19 protein-coding genes are annotated in these 16,778 nt (G+C 68.8%); 11 read left to right on the forward strand and 8 right to left on the reverse strand.

Annotation, left to right across the window (positions count from 1 at the left end):
- Positions 1 to 117 precede the first annotated feature (117 nt).
- Entirely contained in the window at positions 118 to 423 is a 306-nt protein-coding gene (locus ABD798_RS34020; protein WP_344884578.1) for a class I SAM-dependent methyltransferase, read from the forward strand.
- Complete coding sequence (locus ABD798_RS34025) at positions 423 to 689, forward strand: hypothetical protein (protein WP_344884582.1); 267 nt, start codon at positions 423 to 425, stop codon at positions 687 to 689. The genes ABD798_RS34020 and ABD798_RS34025 overlap by 1 nt, the downstream gene beginning before the upstream one ends.
- A 3-nt stretch (positions 690 to 692) precedes the next feature.
- Here the strand turns inward: ABD798_RS34025 and ABD798_RS34030 are convergent, their stop codons facing one another.
- Positions 693 to 1,022, reverse strand: a complete 330-nt coding sequence (locus tag ABD798_RS34030) for a DoxX family protein (protein ID WP_344884585.1) — start codon at positions 1,020 to 1,022, stop codon at positions 693 to 695.
- Positions 1,023 to 1,184: 162 nt separating this feature from the next.
- Here ABD798_RS34030 and ABD798_RS34035 point away from each other — a divergent pair, with 162 nt between their 5' ends.
- Together ABD798_RS34035 and ABD798_RS34040 are read left to right on the forward strand one after the other, a co-directional pair.
- The gene (locus ABD798_RS34035) at positions 1,185 to 3,263 is read left to right on the forward strand and encodes a hypothetical protein (RefSeq protein WP_344884589.1); all 2,079 of its coding nucleotides are present in this window, start codon (positions 1,185 to 1,187) and stop codon (positions 3,261 to 3,263) included.
- Complete coding sequence (locus ABD798_RS34040) at positions 3,260 to 3,451, forward strand: helix-hairpin-helix domain-containing protein (RefSeq protein ID WP_344884592.1); 192 nt, start codon at positions 3,260 to 3,262, stop codon at positions 3,449 to 3,451. The genes ABD798_RS34035 and ABD798_RS34040 overlap by 4 nt, the downstream gene beginning before the upstream one ends.
- Before the next feature lie 26 nt (positions 3,452 to 3,477).
- Here ABD798_RS34040 and ABD798_RS34045 read toward each other — a convergent pair whose 3' ends face one another.
- The gene (locus ABD798_RS34045) at positions 3,478 to 3,801 is read right to left on the reverse strand and encodes an ArsR/SmtB family transcription factor (RefSeq protein WP_086829224.1); all 324 of its coding nucleotides are present in this window, start codon (positions 3,799 to 3,801) and stop codon (positions 3,478 to 3,480) included.
- 97 nt (positions 3,802 to 3,898) lie between these two features.
- Here ABD798_RS34045 and ABD798_RS34050 point away from each other — a divergent pair, with 97 nt between their 5' ends.
- The 3 genes from ABD798_RS34050 (at position 3,899) to ABD798_RS34060 (ending at position 6,381) form a co-directional block, all read left to right on the forward strand.
- Complete coding sequence (locus tag ABD798_RS34050) at positions 3,899 to 5,113, forward strand: sodium:proton exchanger (RefSeq protein WP_344884596.1); 1,215 nt, start codon at positions 3,899 to 3,901, stop codon at positions 5,111 to 5,113.
- A 102-nt stretch (positions 5,114 to 5,215) separates the two neighbouring features.
- Positions 5,216 to 5,977 carry a DddA-like double-stranded DNA deaminase toxin gene (locus ABD798_RS34055; RefSeq protein WP_344884599.1) on the forward strand — a complete coding sequence of 254 codons (762 nt, stop codon included), beginning with the start codon at positions 5,216 to 5,218 and terminating at the stop codon, positions 5,975 to 5,977.
- Positions 5,974 to 6,381 carry an Imm1 family immunity protein gene (locus ABD798_RS34060; protein ID WP_344884602.1) on the forward strand — a complete coding sequence of 136 codons (408 nt, stop codon included), beginning with the start codon at positions 5,974 to 5,976 and terminating at the stop codon, positions 6,379 to 6,381. Before ABD798_RS34055 ends, ABD798_RS34060 begins: the two co-directional genes overlap by 4 nt.
- 48 nt (positions 6,382 to 6,429) lie before the next feature.
- Here the strand turns inward: ABD798_RS34060 and ABD798_RS34065 are convergent, their stop codons facing one another.
- From ABD798_RS34065 to ABD798_RS34085, 5 genes are all read right to left on the reverse strand, one after another.
- Positions 6,430 to 7,023, reverse strand: a complete 594-nt coding sequence (locus ABD798_RS34065) for a hypothetical protein (protein WP_344884606.1) — start codon at positions 7,021 to 7,023, stop codon at positions 6,430 to 6,432.
- A gap of 95 nt (positions 7,024 to 7,118) precedes the next feature.
- Positions 7,119 to 8,429 (reverse strand): SGNH/GDSL hydrolase family protein, encoded by a 1,311-nt coding sequence (locus ABD798_RS34070; RefSeq protein WP_344884609.1) that lies wholly within the window; start codon positions 8,427 to 8,429, stop codon positions 7,119 to 7,121.
- Positions 8,426 to 8,875, reverse strand: a complete 450-nt coding sequence (locus ABD798_RS34075; RefSeq protein WP_344884612.1) for a hypothetical protein — start codon at positions 8,873 to 8,875, stop codon at positions 8,426 to 8,428. Before ABD798_RS34075 ends, ABD798_RS34070 begins: the two co-directional genes overlap by 4 nt.
- Before the next feature lie 91 nt (positions 8,876 to 8,966).
- Positions 8,967 to 9,614, reverse strand: coding sequence for a LuxR C-terminal-related transcriptional regulator (locus ABD798_RS34080; protein ID WP_344884616.1), 648 nt, complete (start codon positions 9,612 to 9,614; stop codon positions 8,967 to 8,969).
- A complete protein-coding gene (locus tag ABD798_RS34085) occupies positions 9,611 to 11,914 on the reverse strand; it encodes a sensor histidine kinase (protein WP_344884619.1) in 2,304 nt (767 codons plus the stop codon). The genes ABD798_RS34080 and ABD798_RS34085 overlap by 4 nt, the downstream gene beginning before the upstream one ends.
- Positions 11,915 to 12,121: 207 nt before the next feature.
- On the opposite strand from ABD798_RS34085, the gene ABD798_RS34090 reads away from it, so the two are divergent.
- The gene (locus ABD798_RS34090; RefSeq protein WP_344884622.1) at positions 12,122 to 13,231 is read left to right on the forward strand and encodes a hypothetical protein; all 1,110 of its coding nucleotides are present in this window, start codon (positions 12,122 to 12,124) and stop codon (positions 13,229 to 13,231) included.
- Between the two features lie 249 nt (positions 13,232 to 13,480).
- Entirely contained in the window at positions 13,481 to 13,846 is a 366-nt protein-coding gene (locus tag ABD798_RS34095; protein ID WP_344884625.1) for a peptidase inhibitor family I36 protein, read from the forward strand.
- Between the two features lie 301 nt (positions 13,847 to 14,147).
- On the opposite strand, the gene ABD798_RS34100 is transcribed toward ABD798_RS34095, so the two are convergent.
- Positions 14,148 to 14,696 (reverse strand): SDR family oxidoreductase, encoded by a 549-nt coding sequence (locus ABD798_RS34100; protein ID WP_344884628.1) that lies wholly within the window; start codon positions 14,694 to 14,696, stop codon positions 14,148 to 14,150.
- Positions 14,697 to 14,753: 57 nt separating this feature from the next.
- Between ABD798_RS34100 and ABD798_RS34105 the strand changes: the two genes are divergently transcribed.
- Together ABD798_RS34105 and ABD798_RS34110 are read left to right on the forward strand one after the other, a co-directional pair.
- A complete protein-coding gene (locus ABD798_RS34105) occupies positions 14,754 to 15,563 on the forward strand; it encodes a helix-turn-helix transcriptional regulator (RefSeq protein ID WP_344884631.1) in 810 nt (269 codons plus the stop codon).
- A gap of 240 nt (positions 15,564 to 15,803) precedes the next feature.
- Complete coding sequence (locus ABD798_RS34110; protein WP_344884634.1) at positions 15,804 to 16,592, forward strand: S1 family peptidase; 789 nt, start codon at positions 15,804 to 15,806, stop codon at positions 16,590 to 16,592.
- Positions 16,593 to 16,778: the final 186 nt, after the last annotated feature.

The following is a 16,778-nucleotide window of genomic DNA, read 5'->3' on the forward strand; positions in this document are numbered from 1 at the left end:
TGGTCTCTTCCCGGGCGCGGAACCAAGAGAGAACCGACGAGTCGTTGTTCGGCGTCCTTGCAGATAACACCACAGCATGTCGTCGGCTCCGAATCAAACAAGGATCTGTGCACAACCATGACTGCTTTCAAGCTTCACTGCGTCAACTCCTGGGAAGCAGCTTTCCTCCGCGAGGAGGTGCGCGGGTACTTCGACCACGGCGTGAGCTTCTCGCCGGGTGCGACCGTGTTCGACGTGGGTGCCAACATCGGCGCCTTCGAGCCGCTGCCGCCGCTGTACGCGTTGCTCGAGTGCAACGCCCGGGAGTTCTTCAACGGACGCGTGACCGCGCTTCCCCACGGCCTGGGCTCCGATGAGTGTGAGCTGGACTTCAGCTACTTCCCGGCAGCCACGCTCTTCTCGTCGGGCGCAAGACGCGGGTGATGCGGCAGTTCGAGACCCACCGGGTCCGCGTCAGGTCGCTGTCCTCCGTCATCGACGAGCAGGGCATCGACCGCATCGACGTGCTGCGCGGCATCGAGGAACGGCACTGGCCGCTGGTCCGTCAGGCCGTCGTCGAGGTCGAGGGCTGGCGCCAGAACCACGAGCGGATCCGCGAGATCTTCGCCGCGCGCGGCTTCACCGTCGCGGCCGAACAGGAATCCGCACAGCGATCCGCCGACATCGGCATGGTGTTCGCGGTCCGCTGAACGTCATCCGCTCAGCAGCAACACCGGCATCGCCAAGAACACCAGCGGTACGACGACAGTGCGGAACACGCGAGCGCGAAGGTGAGCCACCACGGCCCCGACGTAGAACACCGCCAACCCGAAAGCGGCCACCGCTCCGACGAGCGGAACACCCAACAACCCCAACAGAACCCCGGCCGCGCCCGCCGCCTTCAACCCGCCCAGCACGGGCAGCCACGACGCGGGCACCCCAACCTCCGACGAGTTCGCCACGACGAACGGAGCCTTGGCGAAGTCGGCGACGGCGATGCCGAGGTTCGCGGCGATGGTGATGCAAGCGAGAACGGTGTGCATGCACCCTTGACGAAGCGCGGTCGGTGAATGTGACAGGGGCCCGCGAGCGCGCCCACCGCGAGCTGCCGCGGTCAACCCTTGCCGCCGGATCGGCCTAACTTGGTATCACTTGGCGCGCGAATGCTGGGAGAGCGTAGGGCGCGTGCCTAGACTCTGGCCCATATGGACAGCAGGGAAGCCGCGAAGCTGGTCAGACGGTCGAAGAGCCGCTGGCGCGATCGCGGGTACCCGGCGTGGGTCCAGCTCGTCGGCGCCGCCGAGGACCGGTTCCCGAGCGCGCTGGACGCGCTGATCGCCATCGCCCGCGACGAACGCCACCCGTACCAGGCGTGGGCGGGCGAGCTCGTCGCCGACCGCTGGGTCACCACCAGGGAGTCCTCGCTGCGCAAGGTGGTGCGCCAGCTGCGCGCGCTGGCCACCGACGGCAAACCCCGGTTGGTCACCGCCGCGCTGCACGGGCAGCTGTTGCAGGAGTGGCGCGACGGCGTCGAACTCGTCGAGCTCTTCGAGGACGAGGACGAGGACGTGCGTGCCGGGGTCGTCGAGGCGTGCGCCGCCGCGACCGGGGACCAGCTCTACGCGCTGTGGGCGCTCAGCGAGCACGAGCAGGTGCTCAACGCGTTGCTGCACAACCCTGTCAAGCCCGATCCGCGCCGCGTGCCACCGCTGTCCTCGATCGCGCTCGGCGCCGACGTCGACCCCGGCGAGCTGCTGGACGCCGCGCTGCACGCCGAACGCGCCATCGGCCGCATCGCGCGGCGGCGCATCCTGTCGACGCCGTCGCTGACGGATCGCCTGTGCGAGGCCGCGATCGGCCACCCGCGCCGGATCGAGTTCCTGATGCGGCACGGCCTGCAACCGGAGAAGCCGCTGGAGTGCGCGCTGTACCTGTTGCGCGCCAACCAGATCGAGGCCTACCACGAGATCGATCCACAAGGGACACTGCTCGCCCGCGCGAAGCTGACCGACGAGCAGGTCATGCAGATCGGGCTCGCCTTCGCCGACAACGACGAGCAGCCGCGCCTGTGGGAGTTCGCCCGCACCCGCCCGTTCGGCCAAGCGGTCGAGCTGGTGCACCTGGCGGGGCAGTGGCGGCCGGACAGCGACTGGAGCCTGTTCGCCCAGCTCGCCGAGATCGAGACGCTCCAGGTCGTGCACGAGCTGACCGGCTCGCCGGAGCACTGGGCGCTGAGCTACCGCGTCGGCAGCTCGGTGGTGCAGAGCGTGTCGCTCTCACCCGATGCCACCAGGATCGCCGCGACGGCCGGCTTCCACGCCCCCACCTGGGACCCGCGCTACGGCAGGCAGAAGGAGCAGGGCTCGATCATCGAGCTGGAGGTCTCCTCCGGCAACGAGCTGTCCATGCACACCGTGGAGGCGGGCTTCGCGCACGTGCTCCACCTGGGGCACGCGGTGATCACGGCGGAGAACACCGGCGCCGAGGGCTCGGTGCTGGCGCGGCACATCGGCGCCGAGCGCGAGATCCTGGCCAAGCACGGCGGCTCCATCGAGGCGCTTGCCCGTTCCCTCAACGGTTTCGTGGCCGTGGCGAACACCGGCGAACTGCTCGTCGGGTCCGGAGTGGACGGTGAGGTCCGCCGCGCGGTCCCCGAGGGCGACAGGTTCCGGCCCGCCTCGCTGTCCGTCCACAGCAGAACGGGCCGCTTCGCGCTCGGCGGCGCCGAACTGGCGCTGCTGGACGCCGACGCCGAGCTGCTGGCGAGCGCGAAGGACGCGGGATGGGTCCGCGAGACCGCCTTCGTCGACGCCGACACCCTGCTGACCATGGACGGCGACGGGCACCTGTCGCGCTGGAGCCGCGACGGCGACCAGCTCGTGCGCGGCGACCGGGTCAAGGTGCCGCCGGAGCTGGGCAGCCCGCTCGTCGACCTGCGCGTGGTGCCCGAGCGCGGCCTGCTCGCGGCGATGAGCACGCGCGTCGGCAGCCCGGTGCGGATGGTGCTCTTCGACCTGGCGACCCTGACCCACGCCGAGGGCTTCGAGCTGCCCGGCTGCACGCTCGCGACCTCCGCCGACGGCGAGCACCTCGCGCTCGGCACGACCTCCGGGCTGGTCTGGTTCTGCGGCATGCCGCCCGCAGGCCTGTTCGAGGTGCTGGCCAAGCCGCTCGGCAAGATCACCGACGCCGACCGCGCGGTCATCGAGGTGGCCAGGGCGAGCGCGTCCCGGCCCGCCGTGCGCCGCGTCCTGGACCTCTTCGCGGAGCTGGTGAGCGCGTGACGACGGAGTTCCCCCGCGCGATCGGCAAGGTGGCCACGCGCGAGCTGGCCGCCAACGGCTACACGACCTTCGACCAGCTCACCAAGGTCAGCGCGAAGGAGCTGCTCGGCATCCACGGCGTCGGCCCGAAGTCGATCCGCATCCTCGGCGAGGAGCTCGCCGCGCGCGGTCAGTCCTTCGCCGACTGATCACGGGCACTGACCACGGGCACTGGTCACGGGTCGGGCGCGAGGCTGCCGTCCGGCGCGATGTGCTCGAAGATCTGGTCCAGCAGCGTCAGCACGTGCGGGTCGTCCACCGCGTAGAAGTGGTGCCGTCCCTCGCGCCGCGCCGTCACCACGCCGGCGAGCCGCAGCTTGGTCAGGTGCTGGCTGACCGTGGGAATGCTCACGCCGACGCGCTGGGCGAGCGTGCCCACGTCGTAGGTGCCCTGGGCGCACAGCCACACCAGGTGCAGCCGCGGCGGGCTGGACAACAACGCGAAGGTGGCGGCTGCCGCGCTGAGCTGGAGCGGCGTCGGCTCGGGATTTTTCGGCATGACGAGATTCATTGTTCCCTGCGCCCCAACTCGGGGCTAGCCGCGCCAACATTTTGGTGATTGCGAAAACGTCGAAGCGTGTGCGACCGTCGGTGCCGTGAAGGTTCTGCTCCGGTCGCTGTCCCTGTGCGGCGCGCTCGCCACCCCCGCCCTCGTGCTCCGGCTCACCGGCGCCGCGGTGGTGCCCTGGCTCGCGCTGCTGCTGTTCGGCGCCGCCGTCGTGGCCGCGTCGTTCGTGCTCGCGTGGGCGGCCGAGGCGGCTCAGGTCGACATCTCCGGCGGCCTGGCGATCGCGCTGCTCGCGCTCATCGCCGTGCTGCCCGAGTACGTGGTGGACCTCTACTTCGCCTACACCGCGGGCCAGAACCCCGAGTTCGTCGCCTACGCCGCCGCCAACATGACCGGCTCCAACCGCCTGCTGCTCGGCCTCGGCTGGTCCACCGTCGTGCTCATCTCGCTCAAGGTCGCCTCCCGCCGCTCCGGCCGGACCGTGCGCGAACTCGTGCTCGACCCCTCCCACCGCACCGAGCTCGGCTTCCTCGCCGTGGCCTCCGTCGTCGCGTTCGTGGTGCCCGTCAGCGGTCAGATCACCCTCGTGTTCGGCTTGGCAATGCTGGGCTTCTTCGGCTTCTACCTCTGGAAGGTCTCCCGCGCCGAGGTGTCGGAGGAGCCCGACCTGGTCGGCCCCGCCGCGACGATCGGCGCCCTGGCGCCCGCCGTCCGCCGCCCCCTCGTCGCAGCCCTGTTCGTCTTCGCCGCCGTCGTGATCCTGCTCTGCGCCGAACCGTTCGCGCACGCCCTCATCGACACCGGCACCCAGCTCGGCGTGGACCGCTTCCTCCTCGTCCAGTGGCTCGCACCCCTGGCCTCCGAGGCCCCCGAATTCATCGTCGCGATCCTGTTCGCCTTGCGCGGCAACGGTTCCGCCGCGATCGGCACGCTGATCTCCAGCAAGGTCAACCAGTGGACCCTGCTCGTCGGCAGCCTCCCGCTGGCCTACCTCATCGGCGGCGGCTCCGGCACCCTCGCCCTCGACGCCCGTCAGGTCGAGGAGTTCCTGCTCACCGCCACCCAGACCCTGCTCGGCGTCTCCGCCCTGCTGGCGCTGCGCTTCCCCCGCTGGGCCGCCTGGACCCTGCTCACCCTCTTCGCCGCCCAGTTCGCGCTGCCCGGCCAGGAGGCCCGCTACGCCCTGTGCGCCCTCTACGCCGCCATCGCCGTCGCGGCTCTCGTGCGCAACCGCAAGCACATCGTGCCCACGTTCCTGGCCCCGTTCCGCAGCTCCCCGTCACGCGACCTGACCAGCGTCTAGCCCTTCGCGGGTTTACAGGCCACTGACCTGGAACCTGCGCCGATCGAGTGGATTCCGACCAAACCCACCCGCGGGCGCGCACCGGAGCAGCAGCCTCGGCATGTGTCCGTAGCCGAGGTCGCCGCTGCCGCGCGAGCCGCCGTGGCCGAACTCCCGCTCGGCCTGATCGACCTCGCCGAAGACACCGTCGACGCCGCCGCCACCAGCTGGTACCGAGTCACCGACGGCAGCCCCGACTCCGCGCGGGACGAAGTCCACGCGCTGCTGGAGAACGTCAAGGACGACCTCCGCGCCGTTCGACGAACGCTGCGAGCGCTGCCCGAGCGGGTCGAGACCTGGATCGCTGGGCTGGGCGGGCATCGCCTCAGCGAGACAGACCGGGGAAAGAGCCCGAGCCACAAGGAGGCTGGCCATCTGCATCCCGTCGAACGTGCGGCAGCACTCGATCAGGCCCGCGCCCGCCTGCCTGCGCCTGTCGAGCCTCGCGGGCGAGCCACCGGCGCGTGGGTCGCGCCGAACGGCACGGTCGTCACGCTGACCTCCGGTGAGAACAGCGCGTGGTTCGACGCTGCGACCAAGCACGCGCACGAACTGGAGCTGTGCCCGCCGTACGCACCGCCGCTGCTGGCTCGCCACATCGAGATCCAGTTCGCCATGCGCATGCGCGCGCTCGCGGCGACCCAACCACCCGGTGCACCTCCGCCGCGCGAGATGATCGCGATCAACAGAGAGCCGTGCGGCATCCGCAAACCCGGCTGGCTGACGTGCCATGCTCAGCTGCACCGGTTCCTGCCACCAGGGGCCGAACTCGTCGTCGTCGAGACCAACGGTACGACCCACGCCTATCGAGGAGCCCAGCCGTGATCACCGCCGTCTACCGGGACTTCGCCGCGGGCGCCCAGGAGAACGACATCACCGCGAACTCCCCGGACGAAGCCGCACGAGTGATCGACATCCTCGCCCACCCCAAGATCGGCTCTGCCGTGATCACCCACCACGGCCGCCCACCGTGGGGCGAAGGCCCCGACCACCAAGTGGTGATCGTCGTCGACGGTGAGCACGGCGCGATGTACTACTCCGATCGGGACAACCCTCCAGCACACACCCGCGGGCACACCGCAGAGGAGTGGGAGGACGAGAACGTCACCTTTCCGGCAGAAGCGTGGGTTCCCCGCGCCCTGCTGGCCGAGGCGCTCGCGGAGTTCGTCGCCAGCGGCCGGAGGCCCACTCAGCTGACCTGGCACACGGTGTCGCGCACCGGATCGTGATGCCCGTCAGGAAGGTCACCCGCGTCGCGGGTGACCTTCCGGTCGGTGTCACGGCTGCTGGCCGGGGTCGGACTCCTGCTGCTTCATCACGTTCTGCGTGATCTGCGCGTCCAGCTGCTGCTGTTGGGTGAGCAGTTGCTGGTTCTGCACCTGCATGTGCTCGCCGTGCCGGAGCGCCGCGTGGTCGGCGAACAGCCGCTGGTTGATCTGTTCCCGGAACTGTTCGAGCTTGGCCTTCTCCAGGATCGACACGCTCACGGTCGAGACCCCGCCGGCGTTGTTGGTGATCTGGAGGTTCGCGCTCATCGCGTTCGCGAGCATGCTGATCGCCATGGCCACGATGATCAGGCCCAGCGCTCCGGCCGAACTCGCCGCCGAGCCCATCGCGAGCAGGATCAGGCCGAAGATCAACCGGGAGACCGAGAGCTTGGTGTTCACGCTGACCCCGGCGACGTTCGCGAGCGGGTACATCGCGTCCCCGTAGCCGAGGGGAATGACACCGAGAAGCGTGTTCGGCGAGGTCGTGGCGATCCGGGTGTTGGAAACACCCATGGTGGTCTTCAGCCAGAACATGACGACCGAAGGGCTGAAGCTCTGTTCGGTGATGTTCTCTTCGCCGGGCGCGAACTGGAGGTTCGGCATCGTGGTTCTCCTCGATCTGTCATTCGTGGCCTGGTGGAACAAGTATCCGAAGGGCATCGCGCGGCGTCTGTCCGGTAATCACATGACACCGGGCCTCACTCGCGGTGGAACGTGAACCAGCTCCGGTCCTTCCCGCAGCGGAAAATCCGGGTGATCATGCCCTCGGTGTTCACGCCGGTCACCCGGCAGTCGAATCCGTTCACCCGGAAACTGTTGGAGAAGCCGGTCGTTCGGCGGGCCTCGCGGAGCATCGACTCGACCTCGTCGCACGGCACTCCTGCCGAGCTGATCTCGAAGGCGCTGTCGTCGGAGTTCGGTGTGAACCCGACAAGCGGGCAGGACCGAACCACCTCGTCCGCCTTGAGGCGTGCGCGGAGGTGGTCGGCGAGCACCTTGCCGGTCGCGTCGTAGCCGCTTTGGTTGGGGTGGAACGACTTCTTGAAATAGAGGTCAGGGACCTCGCCGTCGATCTTCACGCCGTGCAGCCACGGGTCATCGGTGCAGATGCTGTGCCGACCGGTCGAAGGGTCCTCGTAGGGCTTCTGGGAGATGTCCAGGAAATCGAAACGGATGCCCGCGTCCTCGTGTTTCAGGTCGGCTTCCCTCACCACGTCTTGGATTCGCTGGTTGAGGTAGGTGGCACCGGCTCGGAGCAGCGGCACGTCGTTGCGCAAGAAAAGTCCGCAACTGAATTTCCTGACCTTGACGAGCCAGGGAGGAATGCTCATCAGTGGCCACTCGGCGGTGTCCTCGATGATGTTCGGATATCCGAGAACGATGACATGGCCGCCGGGTTTGACGTGTTCTGCGACTTTCTTGTAGATCTGCGGAAGCGTCGTCTCGCCCCGGTACTGGTCCTGCGTGATTCCCGCGCGTCCGGCCAGCACGTCCACCCGCGCCCGGAGCTGGTCGGTGGTGATCTTGCAGCCGACGGGCTGATCCACGAACGCTCGCCAGGTCAGCCTGATGCCGATGCAGTCCTTGATGATGTCGGCGAACCTGATGTTGTTGCCGCCGACGCTGAAGGTGACGATGTCCCACTTGTCGACGCCGAACCGCTTCCGCGCCTCGGCGATCTGGCCGGGGATCTCATCGGAGATGGCACCGGTGCACGCCAGGAAGTCCATCCGGGACACCCGCAGTTCGGCGGCGACCATCCGGTACGCGGTCGGCGCCCACGACGACGCGTTGCCCTCGGTGCCGTCGGCCCGTCGGCAGTCCCGGACCCGCTCCCCGGACTCGGGCGGCTGGTGTTCGCTCGGGGTCGCGGTGTTCTGGACGCCTTCACCGGAGGAGTACGAGTCTCCCAGCACGAGCCATGTGCGCGTGGGAGCTGGTTGGGCCGCAGCACTTTCGGGCGCGGAAAGCAGGCTCAGCACGCAGACGGCGACCATGAACGACCTCATCGCGCCAGCTCCTCAAGATGGCGGATCAGCGCGGTCACGGCGTCGGCCACGATCCGGAGCTGGTCCACGCCCGCGTCCGGCTCCGACGGGCGGCCCCGCGTCGTGTCGCTCACGACCGCGCGGAACAAGCCCTGCTCCTCCTCCAGCGCCGCGCGGAGGTCCGCGTTGGGGACCTTGGTGATCGTCTCCACCACGGCGACGGGCGTGGAGGTCCTGTCGAGGGCGTCGACGGCGGCGTCGCAGCTCGACACCGTGATCTCCGCCGAGATCAGGGACCGGGCGGTGTCGTGCACCGCGACCGCCGCCCGTCCCTCACCGCGTATCCACGCGATGGTGGCCACGGCCTCCTGTTTCGCCTCGTTCGGCGGATCGTCCCGGCTCGGACTGCACGACGTCAGCAGCGCGATCGTGGCCGCTACCAAGGCAAACGTCAGATTTCGGTGCATCAAGGGACGGTCCGATCCCGCGTCGGTGAACTGAGCTCACCGAGTGTCGCGAGGGCGTGACCGCGCCGTCTGTCCTGTAATCACAGGACATTCACAGCTCGTCGGGAGTGACCAACCCGTCCTGGATGGCTCGCGCGACGAGCGCCGCCTTCGACGGAGCCGGTCGCCCGACCGCCGCGTACTTGGTACGGATACGGGCCAGATAGGTGTCGACGGTGGCGGGCGTCAGGTAGAGCTCCTTGGCGACGAGCACCTTCGACTCGGTCTGGAACCAGTGCAGCAGGACCTTGCGTTCCTGGTTGGACAGGCGAGGCCGGTGCGGCGAGCGCCCCAAGTGCATGGCCTTGGTCATGGTGATGCTCTGGTGAGGAAGATCGGCCGCCGCCGCGTGCAAGGCGGCCACCACGTTCGCGGGTTTCTCGCCCTTGGAAAGGAAACTGGACACGCCGCGTTCGTCGAGGCAGTCCATCACGAGGTCCGGTTCGGTGTAGTGGGAGAGCACGACCACTCGGTAGCCGATGCCGCAGATCTCCTGGAGCGCCCCCAGATCCGGAGCCGCGTTGCCGAACTGGAGATCGAGGACCACCGCGCTCGCCTCCGGCCGCGGCTCGGCGGAGAGGAACGCGCCGGGGCTCTCCCACGTGGTCGTGACCTCGATCGGCGGCGTGCTGTTCCGGCACCACTCCCGGACCCCGCCGTGAATGAGCGGATGGTCGTCGATGACCGCGACTGTGATCACCTGCGGGCCCCTTCCACGTCCGTGGACGGACAGCGCAGCCGCAACCAGACCGTCTCCGATTCCTCGTCGACGACCAGTTCCGATTCCACTCCGCCACCAAGTTCGTTCTCGCGCAACGGGACCTCGGTGGCGTCACACACGACGCTGACGACCAGCTGCCCGGACTCGGTCGTCAACACTATTCGAGCTTTTGTCGCGCTCGTCGCCAACAGGGGCGCCACGGCGGCCCGTACATAGGCACGTGCCTCATCGGAGATGTTCGGAAGCCCGCTCGCGGCCTCGGCGGTGACGCGCACGTCGCGTGCCTCCGCGTCGTCCATCTCCGCGCTCAGGTCGGCCAACAGCCAGTGGTCCATCCGGTCCGCATGGTCGAACAGGCGCCGCAGCCGGCCGTACTCAACTCGGGCGACCCCTACGACGGTCGGCGACTTCGGCGACATCGTCCCCTCGGCGAGACCCCTGAGAATCGGCACCACCGACCGGAGTTGGTCGCGGTAGCGCCGCTGGCATTCCTGCTTGAGCACGCGGTCGACGGCCATGGCCAACTCGATCGTCCGCCGCTCGCGATCGCGTTCGGCGGCGACCAGCGCGATCTGGTGCACCGTGGCGACGAGCAGCATGATCAGCACCTGCACGCCGAGGATCGTCGAAGTGACGTGGCCGAGCAGGGCGACCGTGTCGGCGTTCGGAGCACGGGTCAGCGTGGTGGCGCAGACCAGGAGCCACCACCCGCCCAACGCGGTCATGGTGACGCTTCTGGGCTCGCGTGACCCGAGCGCGATGATCGTCCACCCGGCGGCACCGACGCTCCAGTTCTCCACACCGAGCATTTCCTTCGTCGGCAACAGCAGGCACAGCAACACCGACACGGACACCGCGACCACCATCAAGCCAACAGTTGTCCTGCGCCGCCGACGCGCAGCGAACATCGCCGTCAGCGCGCACGCCACGACCACCGCGGTCAACGCGACATGTGCCCACACAGGCGGCGTTGGTGCAGGTTCCGACCACACCCGTGACGACTGCATCACCACGTCGACGATCGCGATACCGCCGAGAACCAACGCCAGCTTGAGTTCGAGTCGTTCGATGCCACTGGCGATGCGCGATGTGCCCGTGCCCTCGTCTGCTTCACCCGCACCCGAGGACGACGTCCACGTCAACTCGACCCGCGTGCCGCCGCCCAGCACGCCTGTCACGGACGCGCTGCCGCCGACCCCGTGCATCCGTCCGACGATCGAGCGGCGAATCCCGTGCCGCCCAGCACCCGCCTCCCGCCGTCCGAGCCCGATCCCGTCGTCGATGACCAGGACGCTGTGGTCGCGGATCTCGACCACCACCGAACGGGCCCGAGCGTGCCGGTCGACGTTGGTCAACGCCTCGCGAACGGCCGACGTGACCGCCCAGGCGACCGCCTGCCGGACCCGCAGACTCCCGAGCCCCACCAGCGTCAACGGTGTGCGGCAGTCGCTCGCGATGCCCGCCAGCAACACCACCAGATCCACGCCGTCGTCAGCGCTGTCGTCGAACACCGGCACCCCGGCCTCAAGAGCGGCCAGGTCTCGACGCGCCTGCGCGGCCAGCGCCCGCTCGTCCGCGACACCGCCCGTGCTCACCATCAGCAGCGTGCACGCGGCGGTGTCGTGCATCAATGCCATCTGCTCACGTTCGTAACGTCGCCGCGCCCCACTCACCGTGGCCAGCATCTGCGTCCGTGCCAACGCCTCCCGCAGCACGTCGACGCCGTTCGCGGCTCGCAGCACCACCTGCCGCGCGCCGACCGACATCGCCCACAACACGAAGAGGTACTGCACGTTGAAGGTGCCCATGAACGTGCCCACGTCAAGGCCCGGGACGTTGCGGAACCCCACGAACAGCGCCACCAGGACCACCGCGAGGCTGGCCGCCGACCGCCGCACGCTCTGCTCGATCCCGAACGAGATGACCATCGCGTAGGCGAGCTTCAGTTGAGTGGTGCCACCGATGGCTGAGGCTGACGCGGCCATGTTCGCGGGGACCGCGAGGTACGCGGCCACGACCAGCAGGTCGGCCGTCACCCAGCCCGGACCCGCACGGCGGTCCCGAAGCCGGACGGCCGACCACACCATCAACGCGACCGTGGCGATCAGGACGGGAAAGGGCCGGGGCGGGAACGCCAACCAGACGGCACCGATCAGCAGGCAGAGGGCGTGCCGGAAGCCGACGGCCAGCGTTGTTCCCTTGCCGAGCACGTCGGCGTAGGTCCCCGTGCTGCTGGCAGCACCCGCCGAACGCGAAAAACTGTTCAGGGCAAAGGTCATCCGATGAGACTCCCGGCTGGGGGACAAAGCAACGATCACCATAACGCCGCCGCCCAGGTATCCGTCCTTTGTGGACAGATAGTGGATACCGGTCGGCCCCGATCGCGACGGTGGCGCTGGGAACCGTCTCGGCCGGTTCTCCGTCTGAGGTCCACGGCGAACTTCCGGTAGGTTCCGCCGGAGCAATGACTTCACGAGGGGCTGGGAATGCGCACGTCTTCTTGTCGAGCCGTGGTCGGTGCTGCCGTTGTGGCGGCGTTGCTCACCGGCTGCACGTCCACCGTGGTCGGGAGCGCTCAGCCGGGGGCTGCCCCGCCTCCGCCGACGAGCACGAAGCCCAGCGTCGCACGTGAGGTCTCCGCGGCGGCCGCGCTTGAGGAGACGCAGCGGGTGGCTTCGTTGCCGGAGAGCGCCGCGCTGACGGCCAAGCTCCGCGCGGCCGACCTGTGCCTGGCGCTGGACCCGGAGCCGATGAAGAAGTACGGCTCCAAGCAGACCACCACGCCCGGACCCGGCCTGCTCGGCTGCAAGATCCTTTCCGGCAACTCCGGCGCGGCCGATCCGGTCCACCGCTTCGAGGTCTCGACCAGGATCTACACCGAGATCGACAGGGCGAAGGACAGGGACGTCGAGGAAGAGGCCGGCGGGCACAAGGTCTTCCGTTCCGAGAAGCAGCTCATCGACTCCGGTTGCACCTACCGCCTGCCGATCGCCGAGAGCGGCTACGCCTTCATCGTCGAGGGTTACAAAGCGGTCGGGCAGGGGCAGCGGGCGACGTGGCCCGAGGCGTGCGCGGACACCAAGGCCTACACGGGGGCGATCGCGGCGAAGCTGCTCTCGTTCCCGGCCCGCACCGCCCCGCCCACGGGGAAGTCGTTGCTGGGCAAGGACCCCTGCGCGGCCCAGGCGCAGGTCGTCGCGGAGTTCCCCGGCTGGACGGTGGAGAGGGTCGGGCGCGCCACGACCTACGCGTGCGAGATCGTCCTGACCAAGGCCGGTGATCCCTACAGCTACGAGCTGGGCCTGGACTTCCACCTCAACGTCGAGCAGGCGGTCACCGCGGACACCCCCGCGGTGTCCATCGCGGGCCTCAGCGGCATTCGGCTCAGCAAGAACTTCATGCCTGGCCTGCCGGAGTACTGCACGCTCTCCCTCAACTACCGCTCCTCCGAGCCCAAGGGGTCGAAGAACGCCCACCTCATCGGCGTCGACCTGCAGCCCAAGCCGGTGAAGCGTGGCGGGACACCGCCGCAGTCGCTGTCCCCGTGCGCCGTCGTCGACAAGATCGCCCCGATCGTCGTGCGGAGCGCGGGGTAGGTGCTGAATTGCTCTGTCCACGGAATCTGTGACATTGACGAGAATTGCGGCAGTCGTCTTCGTGATCTGGTCCGCCGGGTGTCCTGTCGTGGCTGACGAACAAGCGCGGCGCGCCGCACGTCCCGTGTGCGGCAAGGGGTTCGCGACGCCCAGGGCAATGCGAGCGGCGCACGTTTTCGTCGGCGGGTGAATCAGGGCGACCGGCGGTGCGGGGAGAATTACCGTGAGTTCCCCCGAACAAGGAGAACCATGTCCAGAACCGCACTCGCACTGGCGCTCGCCACCGCCGCGTCTGTCGTCCTGACGCCGACCGCCAACGCGGACGTGCAGTGCCCAGGCGGCCACGTCTGCATGTGGGAGCACGAGAACTACTCAGGTGACCGTTACATCTTCCTCGATCCTCCTTCCGGTAACACCAAGTACGAGATCGACGGGTGGAACGGGGACAACGAGATCAGTTCCCTGCACAACCTCACCAACTGCACGATCGTCCTCTTCGACGATGACAACACCAAGGGCAAGTCCTGGGAAATCAGGCCGGAGAAGTCGGAACCGCACTTGGGCCGCATCGGTGCCAACGACAAGGCGGAGAGCTTCGAGACCCGCTGCCCGTGAAGCACGGCCCTGCTGGAGCTGAACCACGCTGACGTGACCGAGTGGCAGTCCGAGCAACGGTCGGCTCTGCCTACTCGGCCACGACCTCGTCGACCACGGACTGATCCAGTCCGTGCTCGCGGATCAGCCCCAGCGCGTTCAACCCGGTCCCTGGGGTGAGAAGCCCATGGTGGCGAGCTTCTCCGCGACCAGGAAACAGGGCGGTGGGACGCACGGCGCCGGGGCCGAACTCCCCGGGGCACCTCGGGCTCGACCGAGTGGAAGCGCACGGCCCGGGAGCACGTCCTGCCGCGCCTGCCCGTCAGGCCCCGGTGACGAGCTCCACGTACTCCCGAGCCACCTCCGCCACCGGAGTCCCACCGCTGCGGCCCATCCCCGCCAACGTCTCCGAAACCCATCCCGGACTGACCACCGCCGCGGAGATCCCCCGGGGCAGCTCCTCGCGAGCGTTCTCCACGAACGCCTCCAAGGCCGCGTTGACCATCGCCCCCACCGATCCTCGGCACAGCGCGCCCTCGAAGCGACCGGCGGTCAGCACGATGCGCCCGCCATCGCGCAACGCTCGAACCGCGCGCCAGAACAACGCCAACTGGCCATCGAGCTTCACCTGTCGAAATGACGCGTCATCCAACTCGGCCAGCGGCTGAAGCGGAGCATGGGCCGCCGTGCACACCACCCCGTCCACATCCGCGACCGAAGCGAACAGCGCATCGAGGCTGCGGGGATCGGCCAGGTCCACGTGGACGGGCCCGGACCGGGATGCGCGGACGACGGAGTGGCCGGAAGCTTCCAGGAGGGACGACACGGCGGACCCGATGGTGCCGCTCGCGCCGATGACGATGATTCTCATGGCGTTGAGCGTTGTCGTGACGAGCAACGCTAGCCAGGACCCTGGGAAGGTCAGGATATGGAGCTGGGGGAGTACCTCAAGGCGTGCCGCGCGCGGATCAGCCCGACCGACGTGGGGTTGGCGGAGGGCGGTAGGCGCCGCGTGCGTGGGCTGCGGCGGGAGGAGCTGGCCGAGCTCGCGGGGATCAGCGTGCCGTACTACACGCGCCTGGAGCAGGGGCGCGATCGCAACGCCTCGGACTCCGTGCTGGACGCGGTGGCGCGAGTGCTGCGGCTCAACGGTGACGAGCGCGCGCACCTGTACCGGCTGGCTCGCGGAAGCACGCCGAACGCGGAAGAACGGCTCCGGCCGAGCGTGCGGTTGATGATCGACTCGATGCGGGACGTCCCGGCGCTCGTGATGGGGCGGCGGACGGACGTGCTCGCGTGGAACCGGCTCGCGCACGCCCTGCTCGCGTCGCACCACGACTTCGCGGAGCCACAAGCCGTGAACCTCGCGCGGTTGGTTTTTCTCGACCAGCGCACGCGCGATCTCTACGTCGACCACGACCGGAAGATGCGCGATGCCGTCGCGCACCTGCGGATGATCTCCGGCGCGTATCCCGCCGACAACGGCATCGCGCGCCTCATCGAGGAATTGTCGTTGCAGAGCAAGGAGTTCGCCGCGCTCTGGACGCAGTACCCGGTCCGCAACTGCGCGTTCAACGCGCGCGAGTACGACCACCCCGTCGTCGGTCGGTTGACGCTGACGGACGAGCTGATGCTGCTGCCGGACGACGAGGGGCAGCGGGTCGTCGTCTACACGGCGGAAACCGGGACGAGTTCGGCCGAGGCACTCGCGCGACTCGTACACCATCTGGTTTCATAGGTCCAGCAAGGACTTTCTCAGGCCGTCCACTGTGGAATCAACAATCCCTCCGGATTTCGGCAGAGCCCTTGACGAGCGCGAAACCCCTGGCGCGCTGCGGCGTTCGGTCCCCGTTCCTGCTCCGATCGGTCGCCCCTCCAGCGTCGCTTGTCCGGAGAACCCGTTCTGGAGTTGCCTTTTCTCAACCGGCCCGCCCGTGGCCGGACCTCGTTCGAGGGCACGGGGAAAGGAAGTGAACCAGTGGGCTCCCTGCGTCACCTGGTCAAGATCGTCGGCATCGCCGCGGCGCTCGGCATCGCCGCCACCGGAACCGCCACCGCCGCACCGGCCAAGCCGTCCGGCGACCTGTCGCCGATGATCGTCGGCGGCGGCCCCGCCACCACGGAGCAGTACCCGTGGACGGTCGCGCTGATCTACAACGGCACCCAGTGGTGCGGCGGCACGCTCGTCGCGCCGAACAAGGTCGTCACCGCCGCGCACTGCACCGCGGGCAAGGCGGCCAGCTCCTGGGGCGTCGCCGCCGGGCGCACCGACCTGCGCACCAGCGCTGGCGTGCTGGCCAAGGTCACCAAGGTCTGGCAGCACCCGAACTACCGCAGCGTCACCCAGGGCGACGACGTCGCCGTGATGACGCTGGACCAGAACCTGCCGTACAAGACCCTGCCGCTGGCCACCTCGGCGGACTCCGGGCTCTACTCGGCCGGCACCGTCGCCAAGACCCTGGGCTGGGGCGACACCACCGGTACCGGCACCTACTCCGACACCTTGAACCAGGTCGACGTGCCGGTGACCTCCGACCAGACCTGCGCCACTGCCTACGGCGCCGACTACCGCAAGGCGTCGATGGTGTGCGCGGGCTACCCGAACGGCGGCAAGGACAGCTGCCAGGCCGACTCCGGCGGTCCGCTGGTCGCGGGCGGCAAGCTGATCGGCGTCGTCTCCTGGGGTGAGGGCTGCGCCCTCGCGGGCAAGCCGGGCGTGTACGCCCGCGTGTCCTCCTACGTGGACCTGATCAAGCAGCAGCTCTGACGCTTCGCGCTCGGCGGGCGGCCCACCCGGGTCGCCCGCCTTCGCTCTTTCCCTTGCGCACCAACGGTTCCCGCTCCGAAGTGGGCGAATGTCGGACCGGCGAAGTATGGTGGTGCGTGGTTCGGGGTTGATCGAGCGACGGGCGGTGACGGTGATCGAGTGCGTGTGGCGCCGGGTGGTGCCGGA

Source organism: Allokutzneria multivorans (genome assembly GCF_039537405.1).
In the GTDB taxonomy this organism is placed as follows: Bacteria; Actinomycetota; Actinomycetes; order Mycobacteriales; family Pseudonocardiaceae; genus Allokutzneria; species Allokutzneria multivorans.

Bases quoted from the DNA above. Each gene is read 5' to 3' on its own strand.
- ABD798_RS34090 (WP_344884622.1), top strand. From the start codon at position 12,122: ATGCGCACGTCTTCTTGTCGAGCCGTGGTCGGTGCTGCCGTTGTGGCG.
- ABD798_RS34095 (WP_344884625.1), top strand. From the start codon at position 13,481: ATGTCCAGAACCGCACTCGCACTGGCGCTCGCCACCGCCGCGTCTGTC.
- ABD798_RS34065 (WP_344884606.1), bottom strand. From the start codon at position 7,023: ATGCCGAACCTCCAGTTCGCGCCCGGCGAAGAGAACATCACCGAACAG.
- ABD798_RS34025 (WP_344884582.1), top strand. From the start codon at position 423: ATGCGGCAGTTCGAGACCCACCGGGTCCGCGTCAGGTCGCTGTCCTCC.
- ABD798_RS34075 (WP_344884612.1), bottom strand. From the start codon at position 8,875: ATGCACCGAAATCTGACGTTTGCCTTGGTAGCGGCCACGATCGCGCTG.
- ABD798_RS34100 (WP_344884628.1), bottom strand. From the start codon at position 14,696: ATGAGAATCATCGTCATCGGCGCGAGCGGCACCATCGGGTCCGCCGTG.
- ABD798_RS34070 (WP_344884609.1), bottom strand. From the start codon at position 8,429: ATGAGGTCGTTCATGGTCGCCGTCTGCGTGCTGAGCCTGCTTTCCGCG.
- ABD798_RS34105 (WP_344884631.1), top strand. From the start codon at position 14,754: ATGGAGCTGGGGGAGTACCTCAAGGCGTGCCGCGCGCGGATCAGCCCG.
- ABD798_RS34035 (WP_344884589.1), top strand. From the start codon at position 1,185: ATGGACAGCAGGGAAGCCGCGAAGCTGGTCAGACGGTCGAAGAGCCGC.
- ABD798_RS34030 (WP_344884585.1), bottom strand. From the start codon at position 1,022: ATGCACACCGTTCTCGCTTGCATCACCATCGCCGCGAACCTCGGCATC.
- ABD798_RS34085 (WP_344884619.1), bottom strand. From the start codon at position 11,914: ATGACCTTTGCCCTGAACAGTTTTTCGCGTTCGGCGGGTGCTGCCAGC.
- ABD798_RS34020 (WP_344884578.1), top strand. From the start codon at position 118: ATGACTGCTTTCAAGCTTCACTGCGTCAACTCCTGGGAAGCAGCTTTC.
- ABD798_RS34045 (WP_086829224.1), bottom strand. From the start codon at position 3,801: ATGCCGAAAAATCCCGAGCCGACGCCGCTCCAGCTCAGCGCGGCAGCC.